This is a genomic window from Bosea sp. NBC_00550 (assembly GCF_026020075.1).
In the GTDB taxonomy this organism is placed as follows: domain Bacteria; phylum Pseudomonadota; class Alphaproteobacteria; order Rhizobiales; family Beijerinckiaceae; genus Allobosea.
On sequence record NZ_CP102772.1, the window covers coordinates 136,568 to 163,479 of the forward strand.

At 67.6% G+C, this 26,912-nt stretch carries 29 protein-coding genes; 24 read left to right on the forward strand and 5 right to left on the reverse strand.

The annotated features are described in order from the left end of the window. Positions 1-2 precede the first annotated feature (2 nt). Both NWE53_RS00650 and NWE53_RS00655 read right to left on the reverse strand, forming a co-directional pair. On the reverse strand, positions 3-1,979 hold the full coding sequence (locus NWE53_RS00650) for a methylmalonyl-CoA mutase subunit beta (RefSeq protein ID WP_265052479.1): 1,977 nt from the start codon (positions 1,977-1,979) through the stop codon (positions 3-5). A gap of 159 nt (positions 1,980-2,138) precedes the next feature. Next, complete coding sequence (locus NWE53_RS00655; protein WP_265052480.1) at positions 2,139-2,525, reverse strand: DUF2267 domain-containing protein; 387 nt, start codon at positions 2,523-2,525, stop codon at positions 2,139-2,141. Between the two features lie 153 nt (positions 2,526-2,678). Between NWE53_RS00655 and NWE53_RS00660 the strand changes: the two genes are divergently transcribed. Further along, positions 2,679-4,220, forward strand: coding sequence for a helicase HerA-like domain-containing protein (locus tag NWE53_RS00660; RefSeq protein WP_265052481.1), 1,542 nt, complete (start codon positions 2,679-2,681; stop codon positions 4,218-4,220). A gap of 10 nt (positions 4,221-4,230) precedes the next feature. Here the strand turns inward: NWE53_RS00660 and NWE53_RS00665 are convergent, their stop codons facing one another. Further along, on the reverse strand, positions 4,231-5,574 hold the full coding sequence (locus NWE53_RS00665) for an Nramp family divalent metal transporter (RefSeq protein ID WP_265052482.1): 1,344 nt from the start codon (positions 5,572-5,574) through the stop codon (positions 4,231-4,233). Positions 5,575-5,760: 186 nt separating this feature from the next. Here NWE53_RS00665 and NWE53_RS00670 point away from each other — a divergent pair, with 186 nt between their 5' ends. The 9 genes from NWE53_RS00670 to NWE53_RS00710 all read left to right on the forward strand — a co-directional run bounded on the left by NWE53_RS00670 (position 5,761) and on the right by NWE53_RS00710 (position 14,195). Then, positions 5,761-7,143 (forward strand): M20/M25/M40 family metallo-hydrolase, encoded by a 1,383-nt coding sequence (locus NWE53_RS00670; protein ID WP_265052483.1) that lies wholly within the window; start codon positions 5,761-5,763, stop codon positions 7,141-7,143. Continuing rightward, entirely contained in the window at positions 7,140-7,721 is a 582-nt protein-coding gene (locus tag NWE53_RS00675; RefSeq protein ID WP_265052484.1) for an LOG family protein, read from the forward strand. Before NWE53_RS00670 ends, NWE53_RS00675 begins: the two co-directional genes overlap by 4 nt. A gap of 159 nt (positions 7,722-7,880) precedes the next feature. Next, positions 7,881-8,258: a hypothetical protein gene (locus tag NWE53_RS00680; RefSeq protein WP_265052485.1), complete on the forward strand. Its 378-nt coding sequence runs from the start codon at positions 7,881-7,883 to the stop codon at positions 8,256-8,258. Then, complete coding sequence (locus NWE53_RS00685; RefSeq protein ID WP_442865065.1) at positions 8,221-9,522, forward strand: DNA-packaging protein; 1,302 nt, start codon at positions 8,221-8,223, stop codon at positions 9,520-9,522. The genes NWE53_RS00680 and NWE53_RS00685 overlap by 38 nt, the downstream gene beginning before the upstream one ends. 329 nt (positions 9,523-9,851) lie before the next feature. Next, positions 9,852-10,802, forward strand: coding sequence for an IS110 family RNA-guided transposase (locus NWE53_RS00690; RefSeq protein ID WP_265050007.1), 951 nt, complete (start codon positions 9,852-9,854; stop codon positions 10,800-10,802). Between the two features lie 52 nt (positions 10,803-10,854). After that, positions 10,855-12,036, forward strand: coding sequence for a phage portal protein (locus NWE53_RS00695; RefSeq protein WP_265052486.1), 1,182 nt, complete (start codon positions 10,855-10,857; stop codon positions 12,034-12,036). Then, the gene (locus NWE53_RS00700; protein ID WP_265052487.1) at positions 12,033-12,233 is read left to right on the forward strand and encodes a hypothetical protein; all 201 of its coding nucleotides are present in this window, start codon (positions 12,033-12,035) and stop codon (positions 12,231-12,233) included. Before NWE53_RS00695 ends, NWE53_RS00700 begins: the two co-directional genes overlap by 4 nt. A 172-nt stretch (positions 12,234-12,405) precedes the next feature. Next, positions 12,406-12,912: an HK97 family phage prohead protease gene (locus NWE53_RS00705; protein ID WP_265052488.1), complete on the forward strand. Its 507-nt coding sequence runs from the start codon at positions 12,406-12,408 to the stop codon at positions 12,910-12,912. 23 nt (positions 12,913-12,935) lie between these two features. Further along, positions 12,936-14,195: a phage major capsid protein gene (locus tag NWE53_RS00710; protein ID WP_265052489.1), complete on the forward strand. Its 1,260-nt coding sequence runs from the start codon at positions 12,936-12,938 to the stop codon at positions 14,193-14,195. A gap of 6 nt (positions 14,196-14,201) precedes the next feature. Here NWE53_RS00710 and NWE53_RS00715 read toward each other — a convergent pair whose 3' ends face one another. Both NWE53_RS00715 and NWE53_RS00720 read right to left on the reverse strand, forming a co-directional pair. Then, positions 14,202-15,047: a S1 family peptidase gene (locus NWE53_RS00715; RefSeq protein WP_265052490.1), complete on the reverse strand. Its 846-nt coding sequence runs from the start codon at positions 15,045-15,047 to the stop codon at positions 14,202-14,204. 59 nt (positions 15,048-15,106) lie between these two features. After that, positions 15,107-15,883: a S1 family peptidase gene (locus tag NWE53_RS00720; RefSeq protein WP_442865066.1), complete on the reverse strand. Its 777-nt coding sequence runs from the start codon at positions 15,881-15,883 to the stop codon at positions 15,107-15,109. An 81-nt stretch (positions 15,884-15,964) separates the two neighbouring features. On the opposite strand from NWE53_RS00720, the gene NWE53_RS00725 reads away from it, so the two are divergent. The 14 genes from NWE53_RS00725 to NWE53_RS00790 all read left to right on the forward strand — a co-directional run bounded on the left by NWE53_RS00725 (position 15,965) and on the right by NWE53_RS00790 (position 26,885). Next, the gene (locus tag NWE53_RS00725) at positions 15,965-16,534 is read left to right on the forward strand and encodes a head-tail connector protein (RefSeq protein ID WP_265052492.1); all 570 of its coding nucleotides are present in this window, start codon (positions 15,965-15,967) and stop codon (positions 16,532-16,534) included. A 36-nt stretch (positions 16,535-16,570) separates the two neighbouring features. Next, positions 16,571-16,876 carry a phage head closure protein gene (locus NWE53_RS00730; RefSeq protein ID WP_265052493.1) on the forward strand — a complete coding sequence of 102 codons (306 nt, stop codon included), beginning with the start codon at positions 16,571-16,573 and terminating at the stop codon, positions 16,874-16,876. Next, positions 16,873-17,283, forward strand: a complete 411-nt coding sequence (locus NWE53_RS00735; protein ID WP_265052494.1) for a DUF3168 domain-containing protein — start codon at positions 16,873-16,875, stop codon at positions 17,281-17,283. Before NWE53_RS00730 ends, NWE53_RS00735 begins: the two co-directional genes overlap by 4 nt. 18 nt (positions 17,284-17,301) lie before the next feature. Beyond that, positions 17,302-17,712: a phage major tail protein, TP901-1 family gene (locus NWE53_RS00740; protein WP_265052495.1), complete on the forward strand. Its 411-nt coding sequence runs from the start codon at positions 17,302-17,304 to the stop codon at positions 17,710-17,712. A gap of 10 nt (positions 17,713-17,722) precedes the next feature. Beyond that, on the forward strand, positions 17,723-18,067 hold the full coding sequence (locus tag NWE53_RS00745; protein WP_265052496.1) for a gene transfer agent family protein: 345 nt from the start codon (positions 17,723-17,725) through the stop codon (positions 18,065-18,067). Then, positions 18,064-18,261: a rcc01693 family protein gene (locus NWE53_RS00750; protein ID WP_265052497.1), complete on the forward strand. Its 198-nt coding sequence runs from the start codon at positions 18,064-18,066 to the stop codon at positions 18,259-18,261. Before NWE53_RS00745 ends, NWE53_RS00750 begins: the two co-directional genes overlap by 4 nt. 36 nt (positions 18,262-18,297) lie before the next feature. Further along, a complete protein-coding gene (locus tag NWE53_RS00755) occupies positions 18,298-18,891 on the forward strand; it encodes a phage tail tape measure protein (RefSeq protein WP_265052498.1) in 594 nt (197 codons plus the stop codon). Positions 18,892-18,903: 12 nt separating this feature from the next. Then, positions 18,904-19,542 carry a DUF2460 domain-containing protein gene (locus NWE53_RS00760; RefSeq protein WP_265052499.1) on the forward strand — a complete coding sequence of 213 codons (639 nt, stop codon included), beginning with the start codon at positions 18,904-18,906 and terminating at the stop codon, positions 19,540-19,542. Positions 19,543-19,552: 10 nt separating this feature from the next. Beyond that, positions 19,553-20,434 (forward strand): DUF2163 domain-containing protein, encoded by an 882-nt coding sequence (locus NWE53_RS00765; protein ID WP_265052500.1) that lies wholly within the window; start codon positions 19,553-19,555, stop codon positions 20,432-20,434. Beyond that, the gene (locus NWE53_RS00770) at positions 20,431-20,961 is read left to right on the forward strand and encodes an NlpC/P60 family protein (protein ID WP_265052501.1); all 531 of its coding nucleotides are present in this window, start codon (positions 20,431-20,433) and stop codon (positions 20,959-20,961) included. Before NWE53_RS00765 ends, NWE53_RS00770 begins: the two co-directional genes overlap by 4 nt. Further along, on the forward strand, positions 20,888-24,403 hold the full coding sequence (locus NWE53_RS00775; protein ID WP_442865067.1) for a baseplate multidomain protein megatron: 3,516 nt from the start codon (positions 20,888-20,890) through the stop codon (positions 24,401-24,403). Before NWE53_RS00770 ends, NWE53_RS00775 begins: the two co-directional genes overlap by 74 nt. Before the next feature lie 63 nt (positions 24,404-24,466). Further along, positions 24,467-24,790, forward strand: a complete 324-nt coding sequence (locus NWE53_RS00780) for a PepSY domain-containing protein (protein ID WP_265052503.1) — start codon at positions 24,467-24,469, stop codon at positions 24,788-24,790. 40 nt (positions 24,791-24,830) lie between these two features. Continuing rightward, positions 24,831-25,499: a response regulator transcription factor gene (locus tag NWE53_RS00785; RefSeq protein ID WP_265052504.1), complete on the forward strand. Its 669-nt coding sequence runs from the start codon at positions 24,831-24,833 to the stop codon at positions 25,497-25,499. Positions 25,500-25,508: 9 nt separating this feature from the next. Next, positions 25,509-26,885 carry a sensor histidine kinase gene (locus NWE53_RS00790; protein WP_265052505.1) on the forward strand — a complete coding sequence of 459 codons (1,377 nt, stop codon included), beginning with the start codon at positions 25,509-25,511 and terminating at the stop codon, positions 26,883-26,885. Positions 26,886-26,912: the final 27 nt, after the last annotated feature.

A 26,912-nucleotide genomic window follows, 5' to 3' on the forward strand; every position in this document is an offset into this window, starting at 1 on the left:
GGTCAGGCGGTCGCGATGGCTTGCGCGCGTTCGAGCGTCTCGACCACATCGCAACCCATGAAGACGAATGAGGACACGCCGGCCTTGTTCAACGCGGCTTCGCTCTCGATAGGGCGTCCGGCGAGCCAGACCGTCGCGCCGGCCTTGGCGAGCGCCTCGGCGGCTGCGGCGCCTTCATTGGCATAGGCGGCATCGCTGCCGCACAGGCAGGCGAGCTTCGCGCTCGAGCCCTTGAAGCCGCCGACCAGCGCGTCGAGATCGGTGGCGCCGTCGCTGGCAAAACCGTCCCCGCTCGGTGCGGCAAGCCCACCGGCTTCGAACAGGTTGCGGGCGAAGCCGGCGCGAGCGGTGAAATCGGCGATCGGGCCGAGCGTGGCGAGGAAGACGGCGGGGCGCTGCGGCAAGGCATCGGCCTTGTCGCGCAGCACCTCGAACGGCTCCGACAGTCTCAGCGAGGGCAGGGGCTCTGCGCGCAGGCTTTCGCCGGCGGCGATCAGGGCCTCGGCCCTGCCGGCGCCATCGACGAAGGAGCGGATGAGCTCACCCTGGTTCTGCTCGGCGGCATGGCCTTTGGGCGCAAGCTTGGACGATTCCACCGGCGCGACCGCGAGCACTGCGACGGCGTTTTCGCGGATATTGGGGAACTCGCTGGTGCCTGTGATCGGCTCTCGGCGCGTGGCGATGGCCTTTGCCCGACTTGCCCGCTGATCCGCGAGGGCCTTCTGCATCTGGCCGCTGGCGAGCCCGGCGACGATGCCGCGCAAGCCCTCGCCGCGCTGTTGCTCGATCTCCTGGAATGCCTGCCACGCCTTGTCGCAGATCGCCTGCGTCAGCGCCTCGAAACCGCCGGCACCTGCCGCAGGATCGGCGACGCGCCAGAGATTGGCCTCTTCGAGCAGGATGAGCTGCGTATTGCGGGCGACGCGGCGAGCAAAGACATCGGGCAGGCCGAGCGCGGCGGTGAAGGGCTGGACGGACAGGGAGTCGGCGCCTCCGACTCCGGCGGAGAAGGCGGCGATGGTCCCACGCAGCAGGTTGACCCAAGGATCGCGCTTGGTCAGCGAGCGCCAGGCCGTCTCCGCATGGATCGTGACGGGCTTTGGCGCCAGCCCACAGGCCTGCTGGACGCGGTTCCAGAGCAGCCGGGCAGCGCGAAACTTCGCGACCGCCAGAAACTCGTCGGTGTCCGCGACGAGGGTGAAGGCAATCGCATCGCGGGCCTCGGAGAGTGTCAGCCCCTGCGTTTCGAGCGCGCGCAGATAGGCGACGGCGGTGGCCAGCATCGCGCCGAGTTCGTGCGCCTCGCTAGCACCGGCCTCATGATAGGGGCGGCTGTCGACGGCGATGAACGGCCCCGTGAAACCGCGTTCCTGCAGGGCGCGGATCGTACCGGCGAGCCGGCAGCCGATCTCGGGCCAGGGTGCGCCGAGGGAGCCGTGGCTGGCGAGAACGCCGATCGGATCGAGGCCGAATTCGATGGAAAGATCGGCTGGCGCATGCCCGCGCTTCTCGATCAGAGCGGCGAGCAGAAGGGCGTTGATGCGCCCCTGCGGCGCGGGATCGAGCCGCAGGCGGATGAGATCGAGCATGACATCGTCGAGCGCGGTATCGAGCGCGGCGACATCGTCGGCGACGAGACCGTAGCCGCGCGCCGCCCGCGCGCCTGCAAAACTGATGGTCAGCGTATCGGCGCCGCCTTCGAGGTCTGCCAGTGCGATCGCCTTGGCCTGGCCCGGCTCCGGATGGTCGATCCGCGCCGCGACCCGCCAGCGCCCGGCCTCGCCGCGCAAGGCGCGGCCGGCGGGAGTGGCAGCAGAGTAGAGCGGCTCGATCCGGATGCCGTCGGCAGTGCGGCCGACCAGCTTCTTCTCGAAATCGGCGCCCTTCAGAACCTTGTCGACCGCCGCGCGCCAGGCGTCGCCGGACGGCGCCGGAAAGGCGTCGAGATAAGGCAGGTCGGATGGGGCAACCGAATTCATGCGCGCCGATGCTCCTCTCCGCACAATGTGCAGCCGTGGAGCGCTGATTGCCATGGGCGCGCACGCACCGCCATCCCTACTTCGTCGCAAGGCAGGTGCAGGAATACAAAAATGCCGTCGCAGCACCATCCGAAGACGGTGCTGCGACGGCCGAATCCGTCAGACGAACTGGCCGAGGCCGGGAATCGCGCCGACGATGGCGCCCATCGCGTCTTCGCCCGCCTTTTCACGGCCAACGGCGAACATTTCCTTCGAGACGCTCTGGATCTGGCCCATCGACAGGCCGGCGCCCATCAGCTGGCCGCCGAGCGCCATGACGCCGCCGCCGCCGCCCATCAGGCCGCCAACGGCACCTAGCAGGCCGCCCTTGGCGCCGCCCTCGGCGTTGGCGAGGTCCTGCGCGCCCGGCAGCGCGGCCATCAACTGGCCGATCTCGGCCGGCGGACCCTCCTTCTGCAGGAAGGCGAGGATGATGCCGATCGCCTTGCGGGCGAGGTCCTCGTTCAGCCCGGACGCCGCAGCGACCCGCGTAATCAGTTCTTCCATCTCGCAAAACCCCTCGCCAACGGCTTCGCCGCGAAGCCTTCGAAAAATAGTTTACATATTTACGATCTGATTCCAACGGCCACGGGCTTCCGCCTTCTGCGGCGTTTGGTTACATCCTTTCTGAGACAGTTCGGAACTCGATAGGCGGATGCGATGGCGGATGACGGCGCGATTCTGATCGGCAAGAGCGGCAAGCCAGAGAACCTGCTGCTCAAGCTCGCCAACCGCCACGGCCTCGTGACGGGGGCGACCGGCACCGGCAAGACGGTGACGCTCCAGGTCATGGCCGAGGGCTTTGCCCGCAACGGCGTCCCGGTTTTTGCCGCCGATATCAAGGGCGATCTTTCCGGCATCGTCGCGCCGGGCGATTCCAAACCCGCCTTCGTCAACCGGGCCAAGGAACTCGGCCTCAAATACGAGCCGGATCAGTTCACCACGGTGTTCTGGGACGTCTTCGGCGAGCAGGGCCACCCGGTCCGCGCGACGATCTCTGAGATGGGACCGCTGCTGCTGGCGCGCCTGCTCGATCTCAACGACACACAGGAGGGCGTGCTCAACATCGCCTTCCGCATCGCCGACGAGCAGAAGCTCCTGCTGCTCGATCTCAAGGATCTGCGCGCGATTCTGGCCTTCATCGCCGAGAACGCGCAGGAGCTGACCACGAAATACGGCAACGTCACCTCGGCGACGGTCGGCACCATCCAGCGCGCGCTGCTGGTGCTTGAGAACCAGAAGGGCGACCTGTTCTTCGGCGAGCCGGCGCTCGACATCAACGACCTGATGAAGACGGATCGCGACGGCCGCGGCATCGTCAACATCCTCGCCGCCGACAAGCTGATGAACAATCCGCGGCTTTACGCGACCTTCCTGCTCTGGCTGCTGTCGGAGCTGTTCGAGCAGCTGCCGGAAGTCGGCGACCTCGACAAGCCGAAGCTCGTCTTCTTCTTCGACGAGGCGCATCTGCTGTTCAACGGCGCCCCCAAGGCGCTGCTCACGGCGGTCGAACAGGTCGTCCGGCTGATCCGCTCCAAGGGCGTCGGCGTCTATTTCGTCACGCAAAACCCGCTCGACATCCCCGATACGGTGCTGGCCCAGCTCGGCAACCGCGTCCAGCACGCGCTGCGTGCCTTCACCCCGCGCGACCAGAAGGCAGTGCGTGCCGCTGCCGAGACCTTCCGCCAGAACCCCAAGATCAAGACGGAAGAGGCGATCAGCCAGCTCGCCGTCGGCGAGGCGCTGATCTCGATGCTGGAGGGCAAGGGCTCGCCGGAAATGGTCGAGCGCGCGCTGATCGCGCCGCCGATGGCCCAGGTCGGCCCCTGCACGCCGCAGCAGCGCCAGCAGGCGATCAACGGTTCGCCCGAGAAGGGCAAGTACGACACCATGGTCGACCGGGAGTCGGCCTATGAAGAGCTGATGAAGCGCAAGAACCTCAACCCGGACGGCTCGGCCATCGAGGCGTCGACGACCGGGGGAGGCGGCATTCTCGACACGATCGGCGGCTGGCTTGGCGGAGGGACGCCACAGCAGCGCCCGAAGTCGGGGCCCGGCAGCCGCGGCGGCCCGCTGCCGCAGAGCATGGCCGAGAAGGTCATCACCTCGGCCGCCCGTTCGGCCGCGACCTCGATTGGCCGGCAGGTCGGCAATGCCATCCTGCGCGGCATTCTCGGCTCGATGTCCGGCGGCAAGCGCTGAGGGCCTTCGATCACGCGCCGGTCGCGAGGTCGAACAGCAGCTTGAGGTTCAGCACGATGATGACCGCGGCGACGAAGCCCGCGGTCAGGCTGAGCCAGCGCGGTGCGACGAGCGCGCCCATCTTGGTCTTCGAGGCGGTGAACATCACCAGCGGCACCACCGCGAACGGCAATTGCAGGCTGAGCACGACCTGGCTGAGGATAAGCAGCTTCCCGGTCTGCCCCTCGCCATAGATCAGCGTGACCGCGATCGCCGGCACGATGGCGACGAGGCGCGTCACCAGCCGCCGCATCCAGGCCGGCAGGCGGATGCGCAGGAAACCCTCCATCACGATCTGCCCCGCCATGGTCGCGGTCACGGTCGAGTTGAGGCCGCAGCAGAGCAGGGCGATGGCGAAGAGCGAGGGCGCGATCGAGGCACCGAGCAGCGGCTGCAGCAGTTCCTGCGCCTTGCCGAGCTCGGCGACATCGGTGTGTCCCGCCTTGTGGAAGGTCGCGGCTGCCAGGATCAGGATCGAGGCATTGATCAGCAGCGCGAAGCACAGCGCGACGGTCGAATCGATCGTCGCGAACTTCAGGGCCTCGCGCTTCTCCGGCAGCGTCTCGCCATAGGCGCGGGTCTGCACGATGCCGGAATGCAGGTAGAGGTTGTGCGGCATCACGGTCGCGCCGATGATTCCGAGCGCGATGTAGAGCATGTTGGGGTTGGTCACGATCTCCGTGGTCGGAGCGAAGCCCCGGATCACCTCGCCCCAGTTCGGGTCGGCAAGCGCGATCTGGATGCCGAAGCAGACGGCGATGACGCCGAGCAGCGTGATGATGAAGGCCTCGATCCAGCGGAATCCACGCGTCTGCAGCCATAGGATGATGAACACGTCGAAGGCGGTGATCAGCACGCCGATCTCGAGCGGGATGCCGAAAAGCAGGTTGAGGCCGATCGCCGTGCCGATCACCTCGGCAAGGTCGGTCGCGCATATCGCGAGCTCGGCGAGCAGCCAGAGCGGCCAGGACATATAGGGCGGATAGGCGTCGCGGCAGGCCTGTGCGAGGTCGCGGCCGGTGGCGATGGCGAGACGCGCGCAAAGCGACTGCAGGATGATCGCCATCATGTTCGAGACGAGCGCGACGACGAGCAGGGTGTAGCCGAACTGAGCGCCGCCGGCGAGCGAGGTCGCCCAGTTGCCGGGGTCCATATAGCCGACGGCGACGAGATAGCCCGGTCCGAAGAAGGCCAGGAACTTGCGCCAGGACGACGAGTTCGGCGTCACCGCGACGGTTCGGAAGACGTCTGTCAGCGAGGGCTCACCGCGGGATCGAAGCCAGATCGAGGTGGATTCCGGGGCGCCTTGCGACATGATGGGACCTTGCTGCAACTTGTTCGCAATAAGGAGTATCTGCCGCCTGGGGCCCTGTCAATGCAGTTGCGAAGCGTTGTCAATTAGAGCTTGCGGAAGGGCCGGGCGGCAATGCACGATTGTGGGCTGACGCCCGCACGGGGGCTTGCCATGATGCCGTCACCTGAATCGCATCCGATGGTTGTCATGACGAAGCTTCCCGCCATTCTCGCCCGTCTCGACGATGGGCTCGACGCCTCGCTCGCGCGCCTGTCTTCTTGGCTGGAAATTCCCTCGATCGGCACGGACCCAGCCTACAACGCGCAGACGCGCGCCGCCGCCGAATGGCTGAGGGCCGATCTGGAAGCGCTCGGCTTCAAGGCGGAGCTGCGCGAAACCGGCGGCCATCCCGTCGTTCTGGCTCATCGGCCCAAGCCCGGTGCCCCGCATGCGCTGTTCTACGGTCACTACGACGTGCAGCCGGTCGATCCGTTGAATCTTTGGGACACCGATCCGTTCAAGCCCGTGGTCCGCGAGCCTGAACCGGGCCGCAAGGTCATCTCGGCGCGCGGCGCCTGCGACGACAAGGGCCAGGTCATGACCTTCATCGAGGCCATCCGCGCGACGCTCGCGGAAACCGGCGACCTGCCGATCGGCCTGACGATCCTGGTCGAGGGCGAGGAGGAATCAGGCTCGGTCAACCTGCCGGGCTATATCAAGGCCAATGCCGCCGAGCTGAAGGCGGACTACGCCCTGGTCTGCGACACCGGCATGTGGGACCGCGAGACGCCGCTGATCACCTCCACCCTGCGCGGCATGGTCTATCAGGAGGTGACGCTGACCGCGGCCGATCGCGATCTGCATTCCGGCCTGTTCGGCGGCGCGGCAGCCAACCCGATCCATATGCTGGCGAAGATTCTCGCCGAAATCCACGATGAAGCCGGCCGCATCATCATTCCCGGCTTCTATGACGGCGTCCATGAGCCGACCAACGCCCAGAAGGCGGAATGGGCCGATCTTGGCCTTACCGAGAAGGAATTCCTCGGGCAGGTCGGTCTGAAGCACTCCATCGGCGAGCGCGGGCGCATGCTGATCGAGCAGATCCAGTCGCGCCCGACCTGCGATGTCAACGGCATCTGGGGCGGCTATACCGGGGAGGGCAGCAAGACCGTCATCCCCGGCAAGGCCTCGGCCAAGGTGTCCTTCCGCCTCGTCGGCGATCAGGACCCGGTCAGGATCGCGGCTGCGTTCCATCAGTTCGTCCGCGACCGCCTGCCGGACGATGTCACGGCCGAGTTCATCGGCCATTCCGGCTCGCCAGCCCTGGCCGTCCCCGTAGATTCGCCGGTGCTGCAGAAGGCGCGCGTCGCGCTCGCCGAGGAGTGGGGCGGGCGTGTCGTCTCGATCGGCAGTGGCGGTTCGATACCGGTCGGCGGCGACTTCAAGCGTACGCTCGGTATCGACACGCTCTTCGTCGGCTTCGGCCTCGACGACGACCGGGTTCATTCGCCCAACGAAAAATATGATCTCTCTTCCTTCCACAAGGGCCAGCGTTCCTGGGCCCGCATCTTGCAGGCTCTCGGTTCATGAGATCGGTTTGCGTCTTCTGCGGTTCCAATCCGGGCAATGATCCGGTCTTTGCGGCCGGCGCCCGCGCCATGGGGGCGGAGATCGCCAGGCGCGGCCTGACGCTGGTCTATGGTGGCGGTGCGGTCGGGCTGATGGGCGTCGTCGCCAACGCGGCGATGGAGGCGGGCGGCGAAGTCCATGGCGTCATTCCCAAGGCGCTGAAGGACAAGGAGGTCGGCCATGTCGGGCTGACCCGGCTCGAAATCGTCGACACCATGCACACTCGCAAGGCGCGGATGGCGGCCCTGTCGGAAGGCTTCATCGCCATGCCCGGCGGCATCGGCACCTTCGAGGAGCTGTTCGAGATCTGGACCTGGGGCCAGCTCGGTATCCACGCCAAGCCGCTGGGCCTGCTCAACATCGCCGGCTTCTACGATCCGCTCGCGACCTTCCTCGACCAGACCGTCGAAGCGGGATTTCTGAAGCAGAGCCATCGCGCGATGGCGATGACCGATACCGAACCGGCGACGCTGCTCGATCGCATGGAGAATTACGTCCCGGCCGCGACCTATAAATGGATCGAGAAGGAGCAGGCCTGATCTCGCCTCGCGAATGCGCCCTCAGGTTGTAGGAATATTGTCTTGACATCGTGACGCTGATCGGGTACAGATCAGGAACGCTCACGAAATGTGCCCGAACGAAGCCGCCGCGCTCCCCAGCCGGCGGCTTTTTCGTGCCCGCCATTCGGGAAGGGACACATGGCCGAAGACGATAGCGATAGCCTGCCGGCTGTGCCGGCGCAGAAGCCGAAGAAGCCCTCGATCTCCCGCAAGGCGGTGGTGGGCCAGCTCTGGCGGGCCGCCAAGCGCCAGCTCGACACGCATGAGGAGCATCTTGCCGATCTGCCGAAAGGGGCAACCGCAAGCGAGGCCGACGCCAAGGCGCTGGCGACGCTCGCCCGCACGGTCCGCGAGCTGGTCGCGATCGAGGAGCCGCAGGCCGTGAAGAGGGACAAGCAGACGGATGAACTCTCTGCCGCTGACGGCCTGCGACATGTCGCACAGCTCCGTCAGGAGCTTGCTCGACGTCTTGAAGCTCTTGCCCGCCGCGAGCTGGGCGAGGCTGATCAAGGGTAATCTCCACACGTTCGAACCGGAGCTCCTGCCCGTCCTGGAGGAATTCTGGCGGATATGGTCGCGTATCGATCAACGGCCTACCGAGCCGCCCAAGCCGATCTGGCTCGTCCTCGGCGGCCGGGGCGCCGGCAAGACGCGCACCGGTGCCGAATGGGTGAAGGGCATGGCGCTGGGCCATCCCCCCTTCGCGGACAAGCCCACCGGGCGGATCGCCCTCGTCGGGGAGACGCAAGGGCAAGTCCGCGACGTCATGATCGAGGGCGTCTCCGGGCTGCTGTCGATCCACACGCGTTGGGAGCGGCCGACCTGGCAGCCCTCGCTGCGCCGCCTGCAATGGCCGAACGGCGCGATCGCGCAGGTGTTTTCGGCCGAGGATCCCGAGGGGCTGCGCGGGCCGCAGTTCGGCGCCGCCTGGTCCGACGAACTGGCGAAATGGCCGAACCTTCAGGAGAGTTGGGACATGCTGCAGCTCGGCCTTCGCCTCGGCGATCATCCCCGTCAGATCGTCACGACGACACCGCGGCCGGTGCCGCTGATAAAGCGCCTCCTGACCGACCTGCACGTCGCCGTGAGCCGCTCGAGGACGCAGGACAACCGTTTTAATCTCGCCGCCGAGTTCGTCCGCACCGTCACGGAAACCTATGGCGGCACGCGACTTGGCCGGCAGGAGCTCGACGGCGAGATCGTCGAGGAGAGCCCCGACGCACTCTGGACGCGGGCGATGATCGAGGCGTCCCGCGAAGCACAGCCTGCTTCGCTGGCCCGGATCGCCGTCGCGGTCGATCCACCGGCTTCCTCCTCGCAGCGGGCCGACCGGTGCGGGCTGGTGGTGGCGGGCATCGATGGCAACGGCATCGGCCATGTGCTGGAAGATGCGACGCTCGCAGGCGCCAGACCGCATGAATGGGCCGAAAAGGCCGTCGCGCTCTATCGCCGGCACGAGGCGGATGCGCTGGTGGTCGAGGTCAACCAGGGTGGCGAAATGGTCGGGAGCATCATCCGTGAGGTCGATGCCGGCGTTCCCGTCGTCTCCGTCAGGGCGACGCGGGGCAAATATCTGAGGGCCGAGCCGGTGGCGGCGCTCTATGCGCAGGGCCGGGTCCGGCATGCCGGCGCCTTTCCCGAGCTGGAGGACGAGATGTGCGCCTTCGGCCCGGGCGGCCTCGAAAGCGGCCGCTCGCCCGACCGGCTCGACGCACTCGTCTGGGCGCTGACCCATCTGATGCTCGCGCCGAAGGGAAGGCCACGGGTGAGGGGGATGTAGCCCCAGTCGTCATTCTGGGGCGCCGGAAGGCGCTGACCCGAGAATCTCATGCAGGAAAGGGCGCGTTCTCGTCCTGAGATGCTCGGGTCAAGCCCGAGCATTGTCTGTTTGTGATGGGGTATTGAGGTTTTGTTCCGCGTGAGCGGGATGTCTGGTCCGGCTGGCCGGCCGGACCAGACGCGACTCGTCGACCGTCCCGAGCCAGGGCTTTCGCCCGTCGTCATCGAGGTTGCGGGTCGCTTCCTTGTCACGCTTGGTGAGTTGCCAGGGCCTCTTCGCATGAGCCGAACGCCCGCAGACAATCACAAGCCCTTCGAGGATAGCTCCCGATGCCGGTTTGCACCACGGTCCCTGAACCCTCCCGTTTCCTCGGCTGTGATGTCGGCAAGGCCGGGATCGTCGTCTTCGACAGCCGCGGCGACACCCTCGGCAGTCTCCCTAACGAGGCTTCGGCCCTGGCAGCCTTCGCAGCCGGGCTCGGCCCGGACTGCCTCGTCGTCTGCGAGGCGACGGGCGGCTATGAGGACGCCCTGCTGGCGGCGCTCGTCTCAGCCGGCTGCCCGGCCCATCGCGCCGATGCCCGCAAGGTCAAGGCCTTCATCCGCTCCTATGGGACGCTCGGGAAGAGCGATGCGCTCGATGCCAGGGCGCTTGCCCGCTACGGCGCCGAGCGCCACGCTCGGCTGATCCGCTGGCAGGCGCCCGCCCCGGCACGCGAGCGCCTCCAGGTCCTGGTGCGGACCAGAGCCGATCTCGTCGCCCAGAGAACGGCCTGCACCAACCGGCTCAACGCTCCCGGCATCGAACCGGTCAAAGCCCCGCTCCAGGCCCTGCACGACTGCCTCAAAGCCCAGATCGCCGCCCTGGCGCAAACCATCGCCGAGACCCTGCGCACCATCGCCCGCACCGACAGAAGCGAGCAGGCCTTGCGCTCCATCCGCGGCATCGGAACGACCACCGCCGCCACCCTCATCGCACTCATGCCCGAGCTCGGACGCATCAGCCGGCGCCAGGCCGCCGCACTCGCAGGCCTGGCTCCTCATCCAAACCAGAGCGGCAGTCGAGACGCCTACCGCCCAACCAGAGGCGGCAGGGCCGAAATCAAGGCCGCCCTGTTCATGCCCGCAATGGCCGCCGCAAGGCACGACCCCGCCATGCGCGACGCCTACACACGCCTCATCGCAAACGGAAAAAAGCCAATCGTCGCTCTCACCGCAATCATGCGACGCATCATCGTCATCGCAAATGCCCGCGTCAGAGACCAAAACAAACTGAGTTGATGACGGCTGGTTACGCCGCCAATTCATTTCACGCTCCAAAAGCGAGATCTCCATGTTCGATTTTCTTCGCAGCCTGCGCGGCTTTGCCGCGCCGGATCAGAAGCGTTCGCGCGTCGGGCCGCTGATCGCCCTCCATGAAGCCGGGCGCGCGGTCTGGACGCCGCGCGACTACGTCGCGCTGTCGCGCGAAGGCTATGAGCGCAACCCGGTGGTGCATCGCTGCGTCCGGCTGATCGCCGAGGCGGCGGCCCAGACCCCGCTCATCGCCAAGGTCGGATCCCGCGAGATGCCGGACCATCCGGCGCTCGCACTGATCGAGCGGCCCAATCCGCGCCAGGGCGGCATCGCCTTCCGCGACATGCTGTTCGGCCACCTGCTCGTCGCCGGCAACGCCTATGTCGAGGCAGTCAGCACCGGGCGGGAACCCCGCGAGCTCTATGCGCTCCGGCCGGACCGGATGCGGGTCGTGCCCGGCCGCGACGGCTGGCCGGAAGCTTACGACTATACGGTCGGCGGCGACACCGTGCGGTTCCGGCAGGACGAGGCCGGATTGCCGCCCATCCTCCATCTGACGCAGTTCCACCCGGTCGACGACCACTATGGCCTCTCGCCCATCGAGGCCGCGGCCATCTCGCTCGATATCCACAACGCCGCCAGCAACTGGCACAAGGCTCTGCTCGACAACGCCGCAAGGCCCTCCGGCGCACTGGTCTATGACGGGCCGGAAGGCGCGACGCTGACCGAGGCGCAGTTCGAGCGGCTGAAGCAGGAGCTGGAAGAGTCCTTCCAGGGCGCGCGAAATGCCGGCCGGCCGCTGCTTCTCGAGGGCGGTCTCGACTGGAAGCCGCTGTCGCTGACACCGGCGGAGCTGGATTTCGTCGCGGCCAAGGGTGTCGCGGCCCGCGAGATCGCGCTCGCTTTCGGCGTGCCACCGCTGCTGCTCGGCCTGCCCGGCGACAACACGCGCGCCAATTTCGCCGAGGCGAACCGCGCGCTCTGGCGGCAAACGGTGATCCCGCTGGTGAAGCGCACCGCGCAGTCCCTGGCGCAATGGCTTGGGCCCGCCTTCGGGGACGACCTCATGCTGGAGCCCGACCTCGATGCCGTGGAAGCGCTGGCAGACGAGCGGGAGTCGCTCTGGCGGCGCCTGGGCGCCGCAAGCTTCCTCGACGATGACGAGAAACGCGAGGCCGTCGGCTACGGCCGGCGTGCCTCGGGGAAGGAGCAATCATGAACATGCTCGACCAGATCGTCACGGCCTTCGTCGGCCGGGCCGATGTCGGCCATCTCGGCCTGCTGCTCTGGGCCGCCAGCGCCTCAGGCCTCGCCTGGATCGTCCTGCGCGAGCTGACGGCAGCCAATCGCCGCTTCGACGATTTCGTCCGCGAGCTCAACCGTTTCAACGCACGCCATGAGGGGGATCAGTCTTGAGGGGCACCAATGATGCGAGACCGCCGTCGAAACGGCCGCCCGCTGGCCGGGCACAACCCGCCAAGGCGCGCCCCGGCGGCGTGACAGCGGACACCTTCAGCAGCTTCGTGCGAAATCTGTCGAAGCTCGAAGGCGGGCGCCCGCAGGCCGGCAAGGGCGGCGAGGGCGGTCGATGAACACGCCGTTCCGCCTGCCGCTCGAATCCAAGCTCCTGCCTCTGCAACCTTCGCGTATCGCGCCCGACGGCAGCTTCGAGGGCTATGCCAGCCTCTTTCGCATCCCCGATCTCGGCAAGGACGTGGTCGAACCCGGCGCCTTCCGCGACAGCCTGTTCCGTCGCGGACCATCCGGCATCAAGCTGCTCTGGCAGCATGATCCGGCGGAGCCGATCGGACGCTGGCTCAGCCTGATCGAGGACAGCCGGGGCTTGTTCGTACGCGGCAGGATTTCGCTCGCCGTCGCCCGCGCCCGCGAGATCCACGCGCTGATGCGGGAAGGCGCCATCGACGGGCTGTCGATCGGTTTCCGCCCCGAGAAGGCGCGCAACGAGCCCCGGACGGGGCTGCGCCGGCTGGAACGCGTCGATCTCTGGGAAGTCTCGATCGTCACCTTCCCGATGCTTCCTCAGGCCCGCATCAGCGCCGTCAAGACGGCCTTCCGCGCGCCGGCTTTCGCCTGACCTTTCACCCCCGAGGAAAATCCATGACCCATCTCGACCACGCCCCCGAGACCAAGGCGTCCGGCGCCGACCTGACGCTTGCCTTCGAAGACCTGCGCTACACGCTCGAAAGCTACCGCGCCGCCAATGACGAGCGCCTTGCGGGAATCGAAGCCCGCCACAGTGCCGATCCGCTGACCGAGGAGAAGCTCACCCGGTTGGATTCCGCGCTCGACGACACGATGCGCCGCATCGACCGCCTGACGCTCGACCGCGCCCGTCCGGCTCTCGGCCATGAAAGCGGCCATCAGGGCGGCCATCGCGATCCGCTCGTCGCCGAGCATAAGGCGGCGTTCGCGGCCTATGTCCGCAGCGGCGAGGCGGGTGGCCTGAAGCGGCTCGAGTCCAAGGCGCTGTCGGCCGGCTCCGGCCCGGATGGCGGCTATCTCGCGCCGTCCACGGTGGAAGGCGAAATCCTGCGTCGCCTGGCGAATGTCTCGCCGATCCGCACCCTGGCGACGGTACGGACCATCTCTTCCGGCACCTACAAGAAGGCATTCTCGACCACCGGCCCGGCCTCCGGCTGGGTGGCGGAGACGGCGGCGCGGCCGCAGGCCGGCTCGCCGACGCTCGCGGAACTCTCCTTCCCGGCCATGGAACTCTATGCCATGCCGGCTGCGACGCAGACGCTGCTCGACGATGCGATCGTCAATATCGACCAGTGGATCGCGGAAGAGGTCGAACACGCCTTCGCAGAGCAGGAGGGCGCCGCCTTCGTCAACGGCGACGGCATCGACAAGCCCAAGGGCTTCCTCGCCTATCCGACGATTGCCGACGCCAGCTGGAGCTGGGGCAATATCGGCGTGCTCAACTCCGGCGTTGCCGGCGCCTTCCCGGCCTCCAACCCCTCGGATGTGCTGGTCGATCTGGTCTATGCGCTGAAGGCCGGCTACCGCCAGAACGCCTCCTTCGTCATGAACCGCAAGACGCAAGCGGCGATCCGCAAGTTCAAGGACACCAGCGGGCAGTATCTCTGGCAGCCGCCGGCATCGGCCGGCGCGCCGGCGACGCTGCTCGGCTTCCCGGTGGCTGAGGCGGAGGACATGCCCAATATCGCCAACAACGCGGTTTCCATCGCCTTCGGCGACTTCCGGCGCGGCTATCTCGTCGTCGACCGGGCCGGGGTCCGCATCCTGCGCGATCCGTACTCCGCCAAGCCCTATGTGCTGTTCTACACCACCAAGCGGGTCGGTGGCGGCGTCCAGGATTTCGCCGCGATCAAGGGGCTGAAGTTCGCGGTCTGACGCCGGTCAGCGCGAAAACCACCAGCTGAAGGCGGCACGCGGCTGCGACGCTTCGTCCGGCCGCGTCTCGCTTCCGAAGGAGAGCAGCCGGGCGCTGCCTTCCGAAATCCAGCTGCTGTGCTCGCTGACGGGGGTGATCGCGGTGAAGCCGCCGCAGATGAGGCGGGCCCGCGTGTTGAGCGGCCCGCTCGACCAGCTGACGATCCCGACCAGATCGCGCGAGCGGGGCGGGCCGCGCAGCACCGGGCCGCCGGAATCGCCCCTGCAGGCGCCGGCACCGGGCGATTCACCGCGCGCTTCGACATCGACCGCGACCTTGACCGTGTTCTGGGTCGTGTAGTTGCCGGCGTTGAGCAGCTGGGTCTCGCGCAGGCGCCGAGCCGTGCGCTTGTTGTTCTCGGCCGAGAGGCCGTAGCCCGCCATGGTCAGGGTCTCGCCTTGCCAGAGGCCGCCGCCCAGGGTGAGCGGTTCGATATCCTGCGGCAGCGGCTGCGCCACACGCAGCAAGGCGAGGTCGGTACCGGGCTGCGTGCGCGGTGTCGTGCCGGGCACGAAACTCGGATGAGGCAGGACGGCGACAACGAGCTGCCGGCGTGCCCGGAAACGGGAATCGAGGCTGACGATGCTGATCGAGCCGCCACCCATCAGGCAATGGGCCGCGGTCAGCACGATTTCCGGGGCGATCACCGCGCCCGAGCAGAGCTCGCCGCGGCTGGTTTCCACTCGCACCGTCCAGGCGCGGGCGCCTTGGGCATCGCGCGAGTCGACGCCGCCCACCACAGCAAGGGCAGGCTGTGCCGTCAGGGCGGCGACCAGAGAAAACGCGAAAGCGGACAGCGAGCGCAGGGTCATGATGCGAACCAGTGAATGGCAGATCAATCTAGGAGGTGGTGCGGCGCAGTCCAGCGTTTTCACCGGCCCTTCGACCAGCGCGCCGTTTCTCCCCATTGCGACAGCGTCGCGTCGATCCAGTGCCGCTGCGGCGCCACCAGAACGCCCTGGCTGAGAAGGCCGCAACTGCGGCCCTTCGGACCGGTCGACCAGCTGGTGACGGCGCTGACTCCCCCATCGGCGAAGATGGGCCCGCCGGAATCGCCCTGACAGGCACTGGCGCCGGGCTGCTTGCCGGCACCGGCCGGATCCGCGGCCCAGAGCAGGATGCGGCCGGGGCCATAGGGTTCGACAGCAGTCAGCGCGGCGGATCGGTAGGTGCCCGTGCTGCGGGCTTCGCCCTCGCGCGCCACGCCATAGCCCGCGAGCGTCACCGAACTGCCTGCACGCGGCAGCGATCCATCGACGAGATCGGCAGGCGCGAAACGTGCCGGCAACGGCTCGGCCAGCCGGATCAGGGCGAGATCGATCGACCGCCGGCGGTTGCGGATCGCGCCGGCGTCGAATTCGGGGTGCAGGCCGACCGATGCGGGCGCGATCAGGACGGGCTCACCCGCCTCTCGCCAATGGATGCGCAACTCGGTTCCGCCAGCTGCGCAATGCGCCGCGGTCAGGATAGCGCGCGGCGACAGCACGATCCCGCTGCACACGCCGCCGCGTGCGTTGAGCACCATCAATGTCGAGCTGGCGGCCGGCCCGCCCTCGCGCCCGCCGACGACGGCTTCTGCCGACGGGGCTCCAAGCCCGCAGGCGATGGAGCTGAGTCCGGCGGCGACAATCCAATTCGCAATGCGCATCGGGCGCTCCTTTTCCAGGGGACGCTGATAGCGCGCCGCGCCCCGCAAATGAACCTCTCAGACACTTCGAAGGGGACGATCATGACGCCGCTTGCCCTGGCTCCACCAGCGACGGAACCGGTGACGCTCACCGAGGCCCGGCAATTCCTGCGCCTGGACCAGGGCGACGAGGACGAACTGCTCTCCACGCTGCTCACGGCTTCCAGGCTGATGATCGAGGCGGCGGCCGGCCGCTGCCTGATCGAGCAGCGCTGGCGCATCGTGCTGGATCGCTGGCCCGCCAAGGGCGAGATCCGGATGCCGCTATCCCCGATTGCGCGGATCGAAGCGGCCCGTGTCTACGACATGCTTGGCGCAGCGCAGACGGTGGCCGAAGCGGCATTGACGCTCGACCGGAGTGCCGATCCGCCTCTGATCCGCCTGACCGGCGAGGTGCCCGAGATCGGCCGCGATCACGGCGCCATCGAAATCGATGTCGTGGCCGGCTACGGAGCGACCGCCGCCGCCGTTCCCGCTCCGCTGCGCCAGGCGGTGCTGCGATTGGCCGCCCGCTGGTTCGAGGAGCGCGGCGATGTCGCCAGCCGCGATGCGCGGGCGCTGCCGGGCGCAATCGCCGCATTGGTCGCGCCATTCCGCCGCGGAAGGCTTTGAGCCATGGCGAACGCTGCATCTGCCGCGGTTGGTCGGTTGAAGCGCAGGCTCCTTCTGGAGGCGCCGGTCGCGACGCCGGACGGCATCGGCGGCGCGACGCAGGCCTTCGAGACGCTGGCGGCCTTCTGGGCGCAGCTCGAATGGGTCTCCGGCGCGGAGCAATGGCGCCAGGGGCGCCCGGAGCAGAGCGCAACCTATCGCGTGACCCTGCGCTGGCGCGGCGATGTCGATGCCGCAAAGCGGCTGCGCGACGGCGACCGCATCTTCGACATCCGCGCGGTCGCCGATCCGGACGGCTCGCGCCGGCGCCTCGTCTGCCTGGTCGAGGAGGTGAAGCCATGAGCGACGCGATCCTGGCTATGCGCGCGGCGATCCAGACCCGTCTGGCGGCCGATGCCGCGCTGACCGCGTTGATCGGCCCGGGGCGTGTCCATGACGAGGCGCCGCGCGCGGCGCGCGGGCTCTATGTCGTTCATGGCGAGGTCGAGGCGCGTGACTGGTCGACCGGCAGCGATCGCGGTTGCGAACAGGAACTCGCTCTCGTCGTCTGGGCCGCCCAGAGCGGTTCGTCGCGCCAGGCGCTGGAGGCGGCGGGCCTGATCGTCGGGGCGCTCGATGACGCCGAACTCGCCCCCGAGGGGCACGCCCTTGTCAATTTGCGCTGGCTTTCCAGCCGGCTCGCCCGCGAGCCCCGCAATGGGCTCAGCTTTGTGACGATCCGCTTCCGCGCCGTCACCGAAACACTCTGATCGTGAAGGAGAAGCTGCATGGCGGCACAGAAGGGCAAGGATTTGCTGCTCAAGGCAGCAGATGGCGCCGGCGCTTTCGTCACCGTGGCGGGCCTGAGGGCACGCCAGATCGCGTTCAACGCCGAGACCGTCGATGTCACCCATTCGGAATCGGCCGGGCGCTGGCGCGAATTGCTGGCCGGAGCCGGCGTGCGCCGCGCCAGCATCAGCGGTGCCGGCATCTTCAAGGATGAAGCGTCCGACGCTCTGGTGCGTCAGGTGTTCTTCGATGGCGCAATCCGGGACTGGCAGGTCATCGTGCCCGATTTCGGGGCGATCACAGGCCCGTTCCAGCTAACGAGCCTCGAATATCGCGGCGACCATGCCGGCGAGGTCACCTTCGACCTCTCGCTGGAATCGGCCGGGCTGCTGGCCTTCGCGGCACTTTAGGGAGGCGGCAATGGTCAATCGTCATCGCGGTGAGACCGCGCTCATGGTGGCCGGCGAGACGCTGCCGATGCGGCTGACGCTGGGCGCTCTCGCCGAGCTCGAGCAGGCCTTTGCCGTCGACAGCTTGCCGGCTCTCGGCGAGCGCTTCGTCGACGGACGCCTCTCGGCCCGCGACATCATCCGCATCATCGCTGCCGGCCTGCGGGGGGCTGGCAAGGCGATCCGCGACGAGGACGTTGCGGACCTCTCTTTCGACGGCGGGCTGAACGGCGCGATCAAGGCGGCGATCGCGCTGCTCGAAGCGACCTTCGGCGAAGGGCAGGGCGCCCACCCTCCGCAGCCGCCGGAGCTGTGACGGCGCCGGCGGCCTTTCCCTGGGAGGAGGTCATGGCCTTCGGACTCGGGCGACTGGCCTGGTCTCCGGAGCAGTTCTGGGCGGCAACACCGCGCGAGATCGCGGCAGCGCTGAAGGCGCAGCGTGGCGGCGCAGGCGGCACGACGGAGCGCGTCACCTTGGCGGCGCTGATGGCTGCCTATCCAGATGCCTGACGCAGAGTCTTCAAGCATTTTCTCAAGAGGATGACCATGGCCAGCGACGAAAGCGTCGATTCCACCCGTCTGTCCGATCTTCAGTCGATGGACAAGTTGACTCAATCTCTGAGTAAATCCTCGGAAAGCTTTGGTAAATCGATCATCAATGCGTTTTCGCGTGGTATCGTGGAGGGCAAGCGCTTCGAGGATGTGCTGCGCAGTGTCGGCCGTTCGATGACCGACAGCCTGCTGAAGACGGCGCTGAAACCACTGCAGACCGGCCTCTCCAGCCTGCTCGGAACGGGCATCAAAAGCCTCACCGGTCTCTTCAGCGGCCTCAGCTTCGGTTCCATGGGCGGAAGCGTTCCCGTCAAGGCCTTTGCCGAGGGCGGCGTTGTCGCCTCCCCCTCATATTTTCCGACGGGGCGCGGTCTCGGCCTGATGGGCGAGCGCGGTGCCGAGGCGATCATGCCGCTCTCGCGCGGCCCGGACGGGCGCCTTGGCGTGCGGGCCGGGAGTGGAGCATCGCGTCCACTCAGCGTCGTCGTGCAGGTCTCGACGCCCGATGCAGACAGCTTCCGCCGCTCGGAAGCGCAGGTCTCGGCCGCGATTGCCCGCGCCGTCGCACGCGGCAACCGGGCACTCTGAGGGAGCGATGGCATGGTAGATTTTCACGAGGTCCGCTTTCCGCTCGATGTGGCCCGCGGTGCGCGCGGGGGGCCGGAGCGCCAGACCCAGATCGTCACGCTCGCCTCCGGTCGCGAGGTCCGCAACAGCCGCTGGGCCCATTCGCGGCGTCGCTACGATGCCGGGCTCGGTATCCGCAGCTTCGACGCGCTGGCGGCGGTGGTGAGCTTCTTCGAGGAGCGCCGCGGCAGGCTCTACGGCTTCCGCTGGCGCGATCAGCTTGATTGGAAAAGCTGCCCGCCATCGCACGCCCCGGCAGCTATTGACCAGATGATCGGAACCGGCGACGGCGTTACCGCCGTGTTCCAGCTCTGTAAGGCCTATGGTTCGGGCGCATCGGCATACAGCCGCATGATCGCCAAGCCCTGCGGCGGCACCGTGCGGATCGCGCTTGATGGAGTCGAGCAGATGGCGGGGGCGTTCGCCTGCGACCTGGCGACCGGGCGCGTCACCTTCCCGCCCGGTGCGATCCCGCCGCCTGCCGCCGCGATCACGGCTGGCTTTGCTTTCGATGTGCCCGTCCGGTTCGACATCGACGCGATCGAGGTCGATCTCTCCGCCTTCGAGGCCGGCGAGATCCCACGCATTCCCGTCGTCGAGATCATCCCCTGAGGCCTGCATCATGCGCGACATCCCTGCCGCTCTCGCCACGCATCTCGAGGGCGGCGCGACCACATTGTGCCGTTGCTGGACCCTGACGCGCCGCGATGGGCTGGTGCTGGCTTTCACCGATCATGACCGCTCTCTGTCCTTCGACGGCGTGACCTTTGCGGCAGTGACCGGTCTGGAAGCGGCCGAAGCGACGTCGGAAATCGGCTTCGCCATCGGCGGTGGCGACGTCGCCGGCGCCTTTGCGGCGACCGGGCTGAACGAAGCCGATCTGGCACGCGGCCTCTATGACGACGCCCGCCTGCGCATCTGGCTGGTCAACTGGTCCGAGCCTGGGCAAAGGCTATTGCTGGAAGAGGGCTTCGTCGGCGAGATCAAGCGCGGCGAACTCGGCTTCACGGCCGAGATCCGCAGCTTCGCGAAGGCCTTCGACGAGGAGCGCGGGCGGCTTTATATGCGCTCCTGCTCGGCCGATCTGGGCGATGCGCGCTGCGGCGCGGCGCTGGTGTCTGCCGCGTCGCATGTCACCGCCAGCGATGGCCGTCTGGGACTGGCCGCCACGGGGATGTCCTCCTATCCGGACGGGCATTTCACTGGCGGGCGGCTCTTCTTCACCGGCGGCGCGAATGCCGGCTTCGCCACTGAGGTGAAGCGGCACGGCATCGAAGGCGACCGGGCGATCTTCCAGCTCTGGCAGTCTCCGGCCGCCACGATCCTGGCCGGCGACGGCTTCAGCGTGACGCCGGGCTGCGACAAGAGCTTCGCAACCTGCCGGGTGAAATTCGGAAACGGCGCCAATTTCCGCGGCTTCCCGCATATGCCGACCACGGATTTCATCATCGGTGGCGTTCGTCCCGGCGACGGCGCGCTCGACGGCGGGAGCCTGTTCCGGTGAGGCGCGGCGAGATCGTCGAAGCCGCGCGGCTCTGGCTCGGCACGCCCTATCACCATCAGGCCTCGTTGCAGGGCATCGGCTGCGATTGCCTCGGCCTCGTCCGGGGCATCTGGCGCGACCTCCTGGGGGAGGAACCGGAAGCGCCCCCGCCCTATTCGCCCTACTGGGCCGAGAGCTTGCGGCAGGAAACCCTCGCAACAGCGGCGATGCGGCATCTCCAGCCGGTCGCGGGAGGCGGGGAGCGGCCGGGCGATGTGCTGCTCTTTCGCTGGCGTGAGCACCTGCCGGCCAAGCATTGCGCCATCCTGAGCGAACCGGACCGCATCATTCACGCCCATGATGGCGCGGTGGTCGCGGAAGTCGCGTTCACGCCCTGGTGGCGGCGCCATCTCAGCGACGCCTTTTTACCACGCCAATCTCGCGATCGGCCTTTGCGAGGGCCCGATCGCCTTCATCAGGCGGATCTGGGTCGATGGCCGCGAACTCGACGTGAGCACCGTCACGATGCGCGTGCATCACGGCCATGAGACGCAGGAACCCGATCCGCTGATCGTCGCGAAGGAAGCGGGTGAGGCGCCGGCCTATCGCGGCCTTGCCTATGTCGTGTTCGAGCGCTTTCCGCTGGCTGGCTACGGCAATCGCGTGCCGCAGTTCGATTTCGAGGTCGTGCGGGCGGTTGAAGGTTTGGGCGGCATGATCCGCGCCATCTCGCTGATCCCGGGCGCCGGCGAGTTCGTCTACGACATCAGGCCGGTCAGCCACGAGCCCGAGCCGGGCGTCAGCGAGAGCCTGACGCGTCACCAGCTTTATGGCGGCGCGGATGTCGATACCGCTCTCGGCCATCTCATCGCGCTCTGTCCCAACCTGCGTTCGATTTCGTTGGTCGTGTCCTGGTTCGGCGACGATCTCCGGGCCGGATCCTGCAGCGTCGCGCCACGCGTCGAGATCCCGCACAAGCCGACGGTCGGCGCCGAGTGGTCGGTCGCGGGTCTTGCCCGAACGACCGCTCGCGCCGTGAGCCAGATCGACGGCCGGCCGGCCTTCGGCGGCACGCCGTCCGACGAGAGCGTCATCGCCCTGATCCGGCGCCTGCGCTCCGACTACGGGCTTGAAGTCGTTCTCTACCCCTTCCTGATGATGGATATCCCGGCCGACAATGCCCTGCCGGACCCATGGACCGGAGACGTGGCGCAGCCGCGCTATCCCTGGCGAGGGCGGATCAGCTGCGACCCGGCGCCCGATCGTCCGGGAAGCCCGGAGGGGACGGCTGCCGTCGCCGCCCAGATTTCCTCTTTTGTCGGCACCGTCGAGCCTGCCGACATGAACCTCTCCGGCGATGTGGTGGGCTGCGCCAAGCCCGACGAATGGTCCTATCGCCGCCTCGTCATGCATTGCGCGATGCTGGCGCAGGCTGCGGGCGGCGTGGAGGGGTTTCTGATCGGATCGGAGATGGTCGGGCTCACGCATCTGCGCGATGGCTCGGGCTATCCGATGGCCGACCACCTCGCCGCGATCGCGCAGGACGTCAAAACCATCCTGCCCTCGGCGACCTTGACGTATGGCGCCGACTGGACGGAATACGGTGCCGATGTTCGCTCTGACGGCCAGGACATCGATTTTCCACTCGATTCGCTCTGGGCATCGCCCGCGATCGGCGCGATCGGCATCGACTACTATCCGCCGCTCTCGGATTGGCGCGACTCCGGCGACCATGCTGATGCGGCGGTGGCGCGCAGTCCCGCTGATCTGACCTATCTGCGAAATCGCCTGACATCCGGCGAAGCCTATGACTGGTATTACGCCGATGACGCGGCCCGCGCCGCGCAGGCCCGCCTGCCGATCACCGATGGCACCTACGCGAAGCCGTGGTTGTTCCGGCCGAAAGATCTCCACGGCTGGTGGAGCCACCCTCATATCCGGCGTTCTGGCGGGGTGGAGACGACCGCCACACCCTTCGTGCCGGGTGCGAAGCCGATCTGGCTGACGGAGATCGGCATTCCGGCGGTGGACAAGGGTGCGAACGCGCCCAATGTCTTTCCCGATACCCGTTCCGCCGAGGGCGGCTTTCCGCCGTTCTCCAGCGGCGCGCGCGACGATCTTGTGCAGGCGCGCGGGCTGGAGGCGATCATCTCCGGCTTCGATCCGGCCCGGGTCGGATTCGATGCCTCGCGCAACCCGGTTCATCCGACCAGCGGCATCAGGATGATCGACCCGGCGCATATCGTCGTCTGGAACTGGGATGCGCGGCCGTTCCCGGCCTTCCCCGATCTCGGTGGCATCTGGGCCGATGGCGCCAATTTCGAGACCGGGCATTGGCTGAATGGCCGGCTCGAAGGCACGCCGATCGATCGGCTCGTTTCGAAGCTGCTCGCCGATTTCGGCCTGCCGCCGGCCACGGACATAGCCGTCGACGGGTTCGTGGACGGTTATGTGCTCGATCGCCCGCTATCGGCGCGTCAGGCGCTCGAGCCGTTGGCCCAAACCTTCGGCTTCGATGCCGTGATGGGTTCCGGGCGACTTCGCTTCGAAGGACGCGGCGGCCAGGTATCCCGGCTCCTCGTCTCCGACGATTTCGTCCCGAACCGCGACGGCGAACCTTTCACATTGCGCCGCAGCCAGGAAACCGAGCTGCCGCTGGAACTGCGCCTCGGCTTCAGCGACAGCGAAAGCGATTATCGCAGCGCCGCCGCGCGTTCGCGCCGCCTCGCCGGCGCCGCCCGGCGCGAGGTCGCCGTCGAGATGGCCATCGTGACGCGATCCGCCGAGGGGCAGCGCCTGGCCGATCAGCGCCTGCAGGAGGCCTGGGCGGCGCGCGAGACGCTGGAATGCGAGCTTTCCCCCCGCTGTGTCGATCTGGAGCCGGGTGATGTCGTCTCCCTGCCCGTCGATGGCGACAGGAGGCTGTTCCGTGTCGTGCGCATCGCCGACGGAGCGACTCGCCAGATCAATGCGCGCGCTGTCGAGCCGGCGATCTACTCGATCGCTGGTGCAAAGGGCGGGGCCCGCCCGCCGCGGACGCCGCCGGCCTTGCCCGGACGGCCGCTCGTCGTCCCGCTCGCCCTCCCGCTCGTTGCCGCGCAGCCTCCTGCGTTGCTGTCGCTCGCGGCCTTCGCCGCGCCCTGGCCCGGTGCCGTGGCGATCTGGGCAGCAAACGAGGCCGGGATGTTCGATGTCGCCGGATTCGTCGAGGCTCCCTCGATCGTCGGCGAAACGCTGACCGAGCTGCCGCCGGGACCAACCTGGCGGACGGACCGGCGCGCTGTGCTCGAAGTCAGGCTGCGCGGCGGCATCCTTTCATCGGTATCGCCGGAGGCGGCACTGGCCGGCGCGAACGCCCTGGCCTTGATCGGCGAGGACGGCGCGATCGAGATCGTCACCGCGGCGCAGGTCGATCTCGTCGGCCCGCAACGCTTCCGCCTTTCTGGCTTCGTTCGCGGGATCGGGGGATCAGAGGCGGCGGCATCGCGCCATCTGCCGCCCGGCGCCCGCGTCGTCGCGCTCGATGGATCGGCGGCGACGCTGACGACCGATCTCTCCGACATCGGCAGGGAGCTGCGCTATCGGGTCGGCCCTGCACGTCATGACGTCGGTGATTCGACGATGGCGGAGTTCACGACGACGGTTGCGGGGGATGCGTTGCTCCCGATGTCTCCTGTCCGACCGAAAGCGCGGCGATCCGGGGCGGGCATCCAGCTGAGCTGGATCCGGCGCACACGTCTCGACGGCGACTCATGGGAGCTGGTGGAGGTGCCGCTCGGGGAGGACAACGAACGCTATGAGATTCGCGTTCTCGATGGCGACACACTCGTCCATGCCGAAATCGTGAATACGCCGGGGTGGCTCTATTCCACTGCGCAGGAACTCGCCGATTTCGGCTCCAGCCAGGCCGAACTCGCCTTGTCGGTAGCGCAACTCAGCACAACCATGGGGCGAGGGCGCGAATGGCGTGGACGGATCGCCGTGGCATGATCTAGTCTAGGTTGTGGACGGGGTGGTGCATTCATGGCGCATTCACGCGGATGGGATTAGCCCATGTCGATGATGCCGGTCGAACCGATCCTCGCTTTCGCGCTCATGATGTCTCCGCCGATGCCGATCATCCGCGTCGACGACGCGACGCCTATGTCCTGCCTGTCTTCCGACGAAACGCGCGATGCCGTTGCCGAGGGGCGAGTCATGCAGCCGGCCGAAGCCTCGCGCCATGCCCGCCACGCAGCGCCGGGCGAGGTCGTCCGCATCAGGCTCTGCCGCCAGGGCGACGAGTTCGTCTATGTCGTCACCACGTTGAAACGCGACGGACGCGTTGCCCGGGTGACGCTGGAAGGACAATCCGGCAAGATCGCCACCATCCGCTGACCACCTTGCGGACATCTGCACAAACTGGAGCGTACCGACCGTGAGACTGCTCGTCGTCGAGGACGACAAGGACCTCAACCGCCAGATCGTGACCGCGCTGGAGAACGCCGGCTACGCCGTCGACAAGGCTTTCGACGGCGAGGAGGGGCTCTATCTCGGCGAGACCGAGCCCTATGACGCCGTCATCCTCGACCTCGGCCTGCCCAAGGTCGATGGCGTCGCGGTGCTGCAAGGCTGGCGCCGGGCCGGCAAGACCATGCCCGTCCTGATTCTCACGGCGCGCGATCGCTGGAGCGACAAGGTCGGCGGTTTCGATGCCGGCGCCGACGACTATGTCGTCAAGCCCTTCCATGTCGAGGAACTGCTGGCGCGGGTGCGCGCGCTGCTGCGCCGCGCCGCGGGGCACGCGACCTCCGAGCTCGTCTGCGGCCCCGTCCGCCTCGATACGCGCGCGAGCCGCGTCGTCGTCGACGGCAATCCGGTGAAGCTGACCTCGCACGAGTATCGGCTGCTGTCCTATCTGATGCATCACCAGGGACGCGTCGTCTCGCGAACCGAGCTGGTCGAGCATCTCTACGACCAGGATTTCGACCGCGATTCCAATACGATCGAGGTCTTCGTCGGCCGCCTGCGCAAGAAGCTGGGCGTGGATATCATCGAGACCGTCCGGGGCCTGGGCTATATCGCCGCCGCTCCGGAAAAGGTCTGATCGCGGGAGATGGTCCTCAAATCCCATCGCTATTCGCTGGGAGCGCGACTGTTTCTCTCGGCAGCTTTCTGCTGCGTCCTGATCCTGGTCCTTGCGGGCGTTGGCCTCACGACCTTCTATCGCCGCTCGGCCGAGCGCGGCTTCGACGAGCGTCTATCGGTCTACATCAAGCAACTGGTCGCCGACCTCGCGGCGCCGCCGGAAACCGAACGCCAGACGATCGGCGACCTCGGGGAGCCGCGCTTCGATCTGCCGCTCACCGGCTGGTACTGGCAGATCACCCGCCTCGATGGCGAGCGTCCGAACGTCCGCGCCTCGCGCTCGCTGGTCGGCGGCCAGCTCCCGAAGCTGCTCGACCAGTCGATCGCGCCGAACAGCCGCGGGCTGCGCGAAAGCTATGTCTCCGGCCCGGATGACCGCCTGCTGCGAATTCTGGAGCGCGAGATCGATGTCGGCGAGGATGGGCGCTTCACCGTTGCCGTCGCCGCGCCGGCCGACGAGATCGAAGGCGATATCCAGGACTTCCGCTTCGCGCTGGCGATGACCTTCCTGCTGCTCGGCATAGCGCTGGTCGCCTCGACGCTCGTGCAGGTGCGCTTTGGCCTGCGGCCGCTGGTGCGGCTGCGCGCGGCCGTCGGTTTGGTGCGGACGGGCGAGAGCCCACGCATCGCCGGTCAGTATCCGCCCGACCTTGCGCCGCTCGCGAGCGAGCTCAACGAGTTGATCGATGCCAATCACGAGATCCTCGACCGCGCCCGCACCCAGGTCGGCAACCTCGCCCACGCCCTGAAGACGCCGCTCAGCGTGATGATGAACGAGGCTGGGACGGATGACGGCCAGCTTCCGCAGACCGTGAGAACCCAGACCGCGATCATGCGCGATCAGGTGCAGTACTACCTCGATCGCGCTCGCGCGGCGGCCTTGTCCGGGGCGCTGGGCGGTGTGACGGAGGTCGTTCCGTCGCTCGACGCGCTGCTGCGAACCTTCATGAAGATCTCCCAGGACAGGGACATCACGGGTTCGCACATGGTCCCGCCGTCGCTGCGTTTCCGCGGCGAGAAGCAGGATTTCGAGGAAATGCTCGGAAACCTGCTCGACAACGCGTTCAAATGGGCGAATTCCACGGTCCAGGTTTCGATCGCGGAAGGCAAGATCGGCGAGGGCGAGAAGATGGCGCTGCTGATCGATGACGACGGCCCGGGGCTGCCGGACGATGCGATGGCGGAGGTGCTCAAGCGCGGCCGCCGCCTCGACGAGGCGATGCCCGGTTCCGGCCTCGGCCTTTCGATCGTCGTCGACCTCGCCAAGCTCTATGGCGGCGAGCTGACGCTGCAGCGCTCGCCCCTCGGCGGCTTGCGGGTGCGTCTCGTCCTGCCTTCGATCTAGATCAAATCCAACCCGCGTGACCCTTTG

Excerpts from the sequence above, each read along its gene's own strand:
- NWE53_RS00720 (WP_442865066.1), bottom strand. The coding sequence starts at position 15,883 with ATGCGCATTGCGAATTGGATTGTCGCCGCCGGACTCAGCTCCATCGCC.
- NWE53_RS00765 (WP_265052500.1), top strand. The coding sequence starts at position 19,553 with ATGCGCGACATCCCTGCCGCTCTCGCCACGCATCTCGAGGGCGGCGCG.
- NWE53_RS00675 (WP_265052484.1), top strand. The coding sequence starts at position 7,140 with ATGAGATCGGTTTGCGTCTTCTGCGGTTCCAATCCGGGCAATGATCCG.
- NWE53_RS00760 (WP_265052499.1), top strand. The coding sequence starts at position 18,904 with ATGGTAGATTTTCACGAGGTCCGCTTTCCGCTCGATGTGGCCCGCGGT.
- NWE53_RS00695 (WP_265052486.1), top strand. The coding sequence starts at position 10,855 with ATGTTCGATTTTCTTCGCAGCCTGCGCGGCTTTGCCGCGCCGGATCAG.
- NWE53_RS00670 (WP_265052483.1), top strand. The coding sequence starts at position 5,761 with ATGACGAAGCTTCCCGCCATTCTCGCCCGTCTCGACGATGGGCTCGAC.
- NWE53_RS00735 (WP_265052494.1), top strand. The coding sequence starts at position 16,873 with ATGAGCGACGCGATCCTGGCTATGCGCGCGGCGATCCAGACCCGTCTG.
- NWE53_RS00745 (WP_265052496.1), top strand. The coding sequence starts at position 17,723 with ATGGTCAATCGTCATCGCGGTGAGACCGCGCTCATGGTGGCCGGCGAG.
- NWE53_RS00665 (WP_265052482.1), bottom strand. The coding sequence starts at position 5,574 with ATGTCGCAAGGCGCCCCGGAATCCACCTCGATCTGGCTTCGATCCCGC.
- NWE53_RS00725 (WP_265052492.1), top strand. The coding sequence starts at position 15,965 with ATGACGCCGCTTGCCCTGGCTCCACCAGCGACGGAACCGGTGACGCTC.
- NWE53_RS00715 (WP_265052490.1), bottom strand. The coding sequence starts at position 15,047 with ATGACCCTGCGCTCGCTGTCCGCTTTCGCGTTTTCTCTGGTCGCCGCC.
- NWE53_RS00740 (WP_265052495.1), top strand. The coding sequence starts at position 17,302 with ATGGCGGCACAGAAGGGCAAGGATTTGCTGCTCAAGGCAGCAGATGGC.
- NWE53_RS00660 (WP_265052481.1), top strand. The coding sequence starts at position 2,679 with ATGGCGGATGACGGCGCGATTCTGATCGGCAAGAGCGGCAAGCCAGAG.
- NWE53_RS00700 (WP_265052487.1), top strand. The coding sequence starts at position 12,033 with ATGAACATGCTCGACCAGATCGTCACGGCCTTCGTCGGCCGGGCCGAT.
- NWE53_RS00790 (WP_265052505.1), top strand. The coding sequence starts at position 25,509 with ATGGTCCTCAAATCCCATCGCTATTCGCTGGGAGCGCGACTGTTTCTC.
- NWE53_RS00650 (WP_265052479.1), bottom strand. The coding sequence starts at position 1,979 with ATGAATTCGGTTGCCCCATCCGACCTGCCTTATCTCGACGCCTTTCCG.
- NWE53_RS00690 (WP_265050007.1), top strand. The coding sequence starts at position 9,852 with ATGCCGGTTTGCACCACGGTCCCTGAACCCTCCCGTTTCCTCGGCTGT.
- NWE53_RS00705 (WP_265052488.1), top strand. The coding sequence starts at position 12,406 with ATGAACACGCCGTTCCGCCTGCCGCTCGAATCCAAGCTCCTGCCTCTG.
- NWE53_RS00655 (WP_265052480.1), bottom strand. The coding sequence starts at position 2,525 with ATGGAAGAACTGATTACGCGGGTCGCTGCGGCGTCCGGGCTGAACGAG.
- NWE53_RS00680 (WP_265052485.1), top strand. The coding sequence starts at position 7,881 with ATGGCCGAAGACGATAGCGATAGCCTGCCGGCTGTGCCGGCGCAGAAG.
- NWE53_RS00755 (WP_265052498.1), top strand. The coding sequence starts at position 18,298 with ATGGCCAGCGACGAAAGCGTCGATTCCACCCGTCTGTCCGATCTTCAG.
- NWE53_RS00710 (WP_265052489.1), top strand. The coding sequence starts at position 12,936 with ATGACCCATCTCGACCACGCCCCCGAGACCAAGGCGTCCGGCGCCGAC.
- NWE53_RS00780 (WP_265052503.1), top strand. The coding sequence starts at position 24,467 with ATGTCGATGATGCCGGTCGAACCGATCCTCGCTTTCGCGCTCATGATG.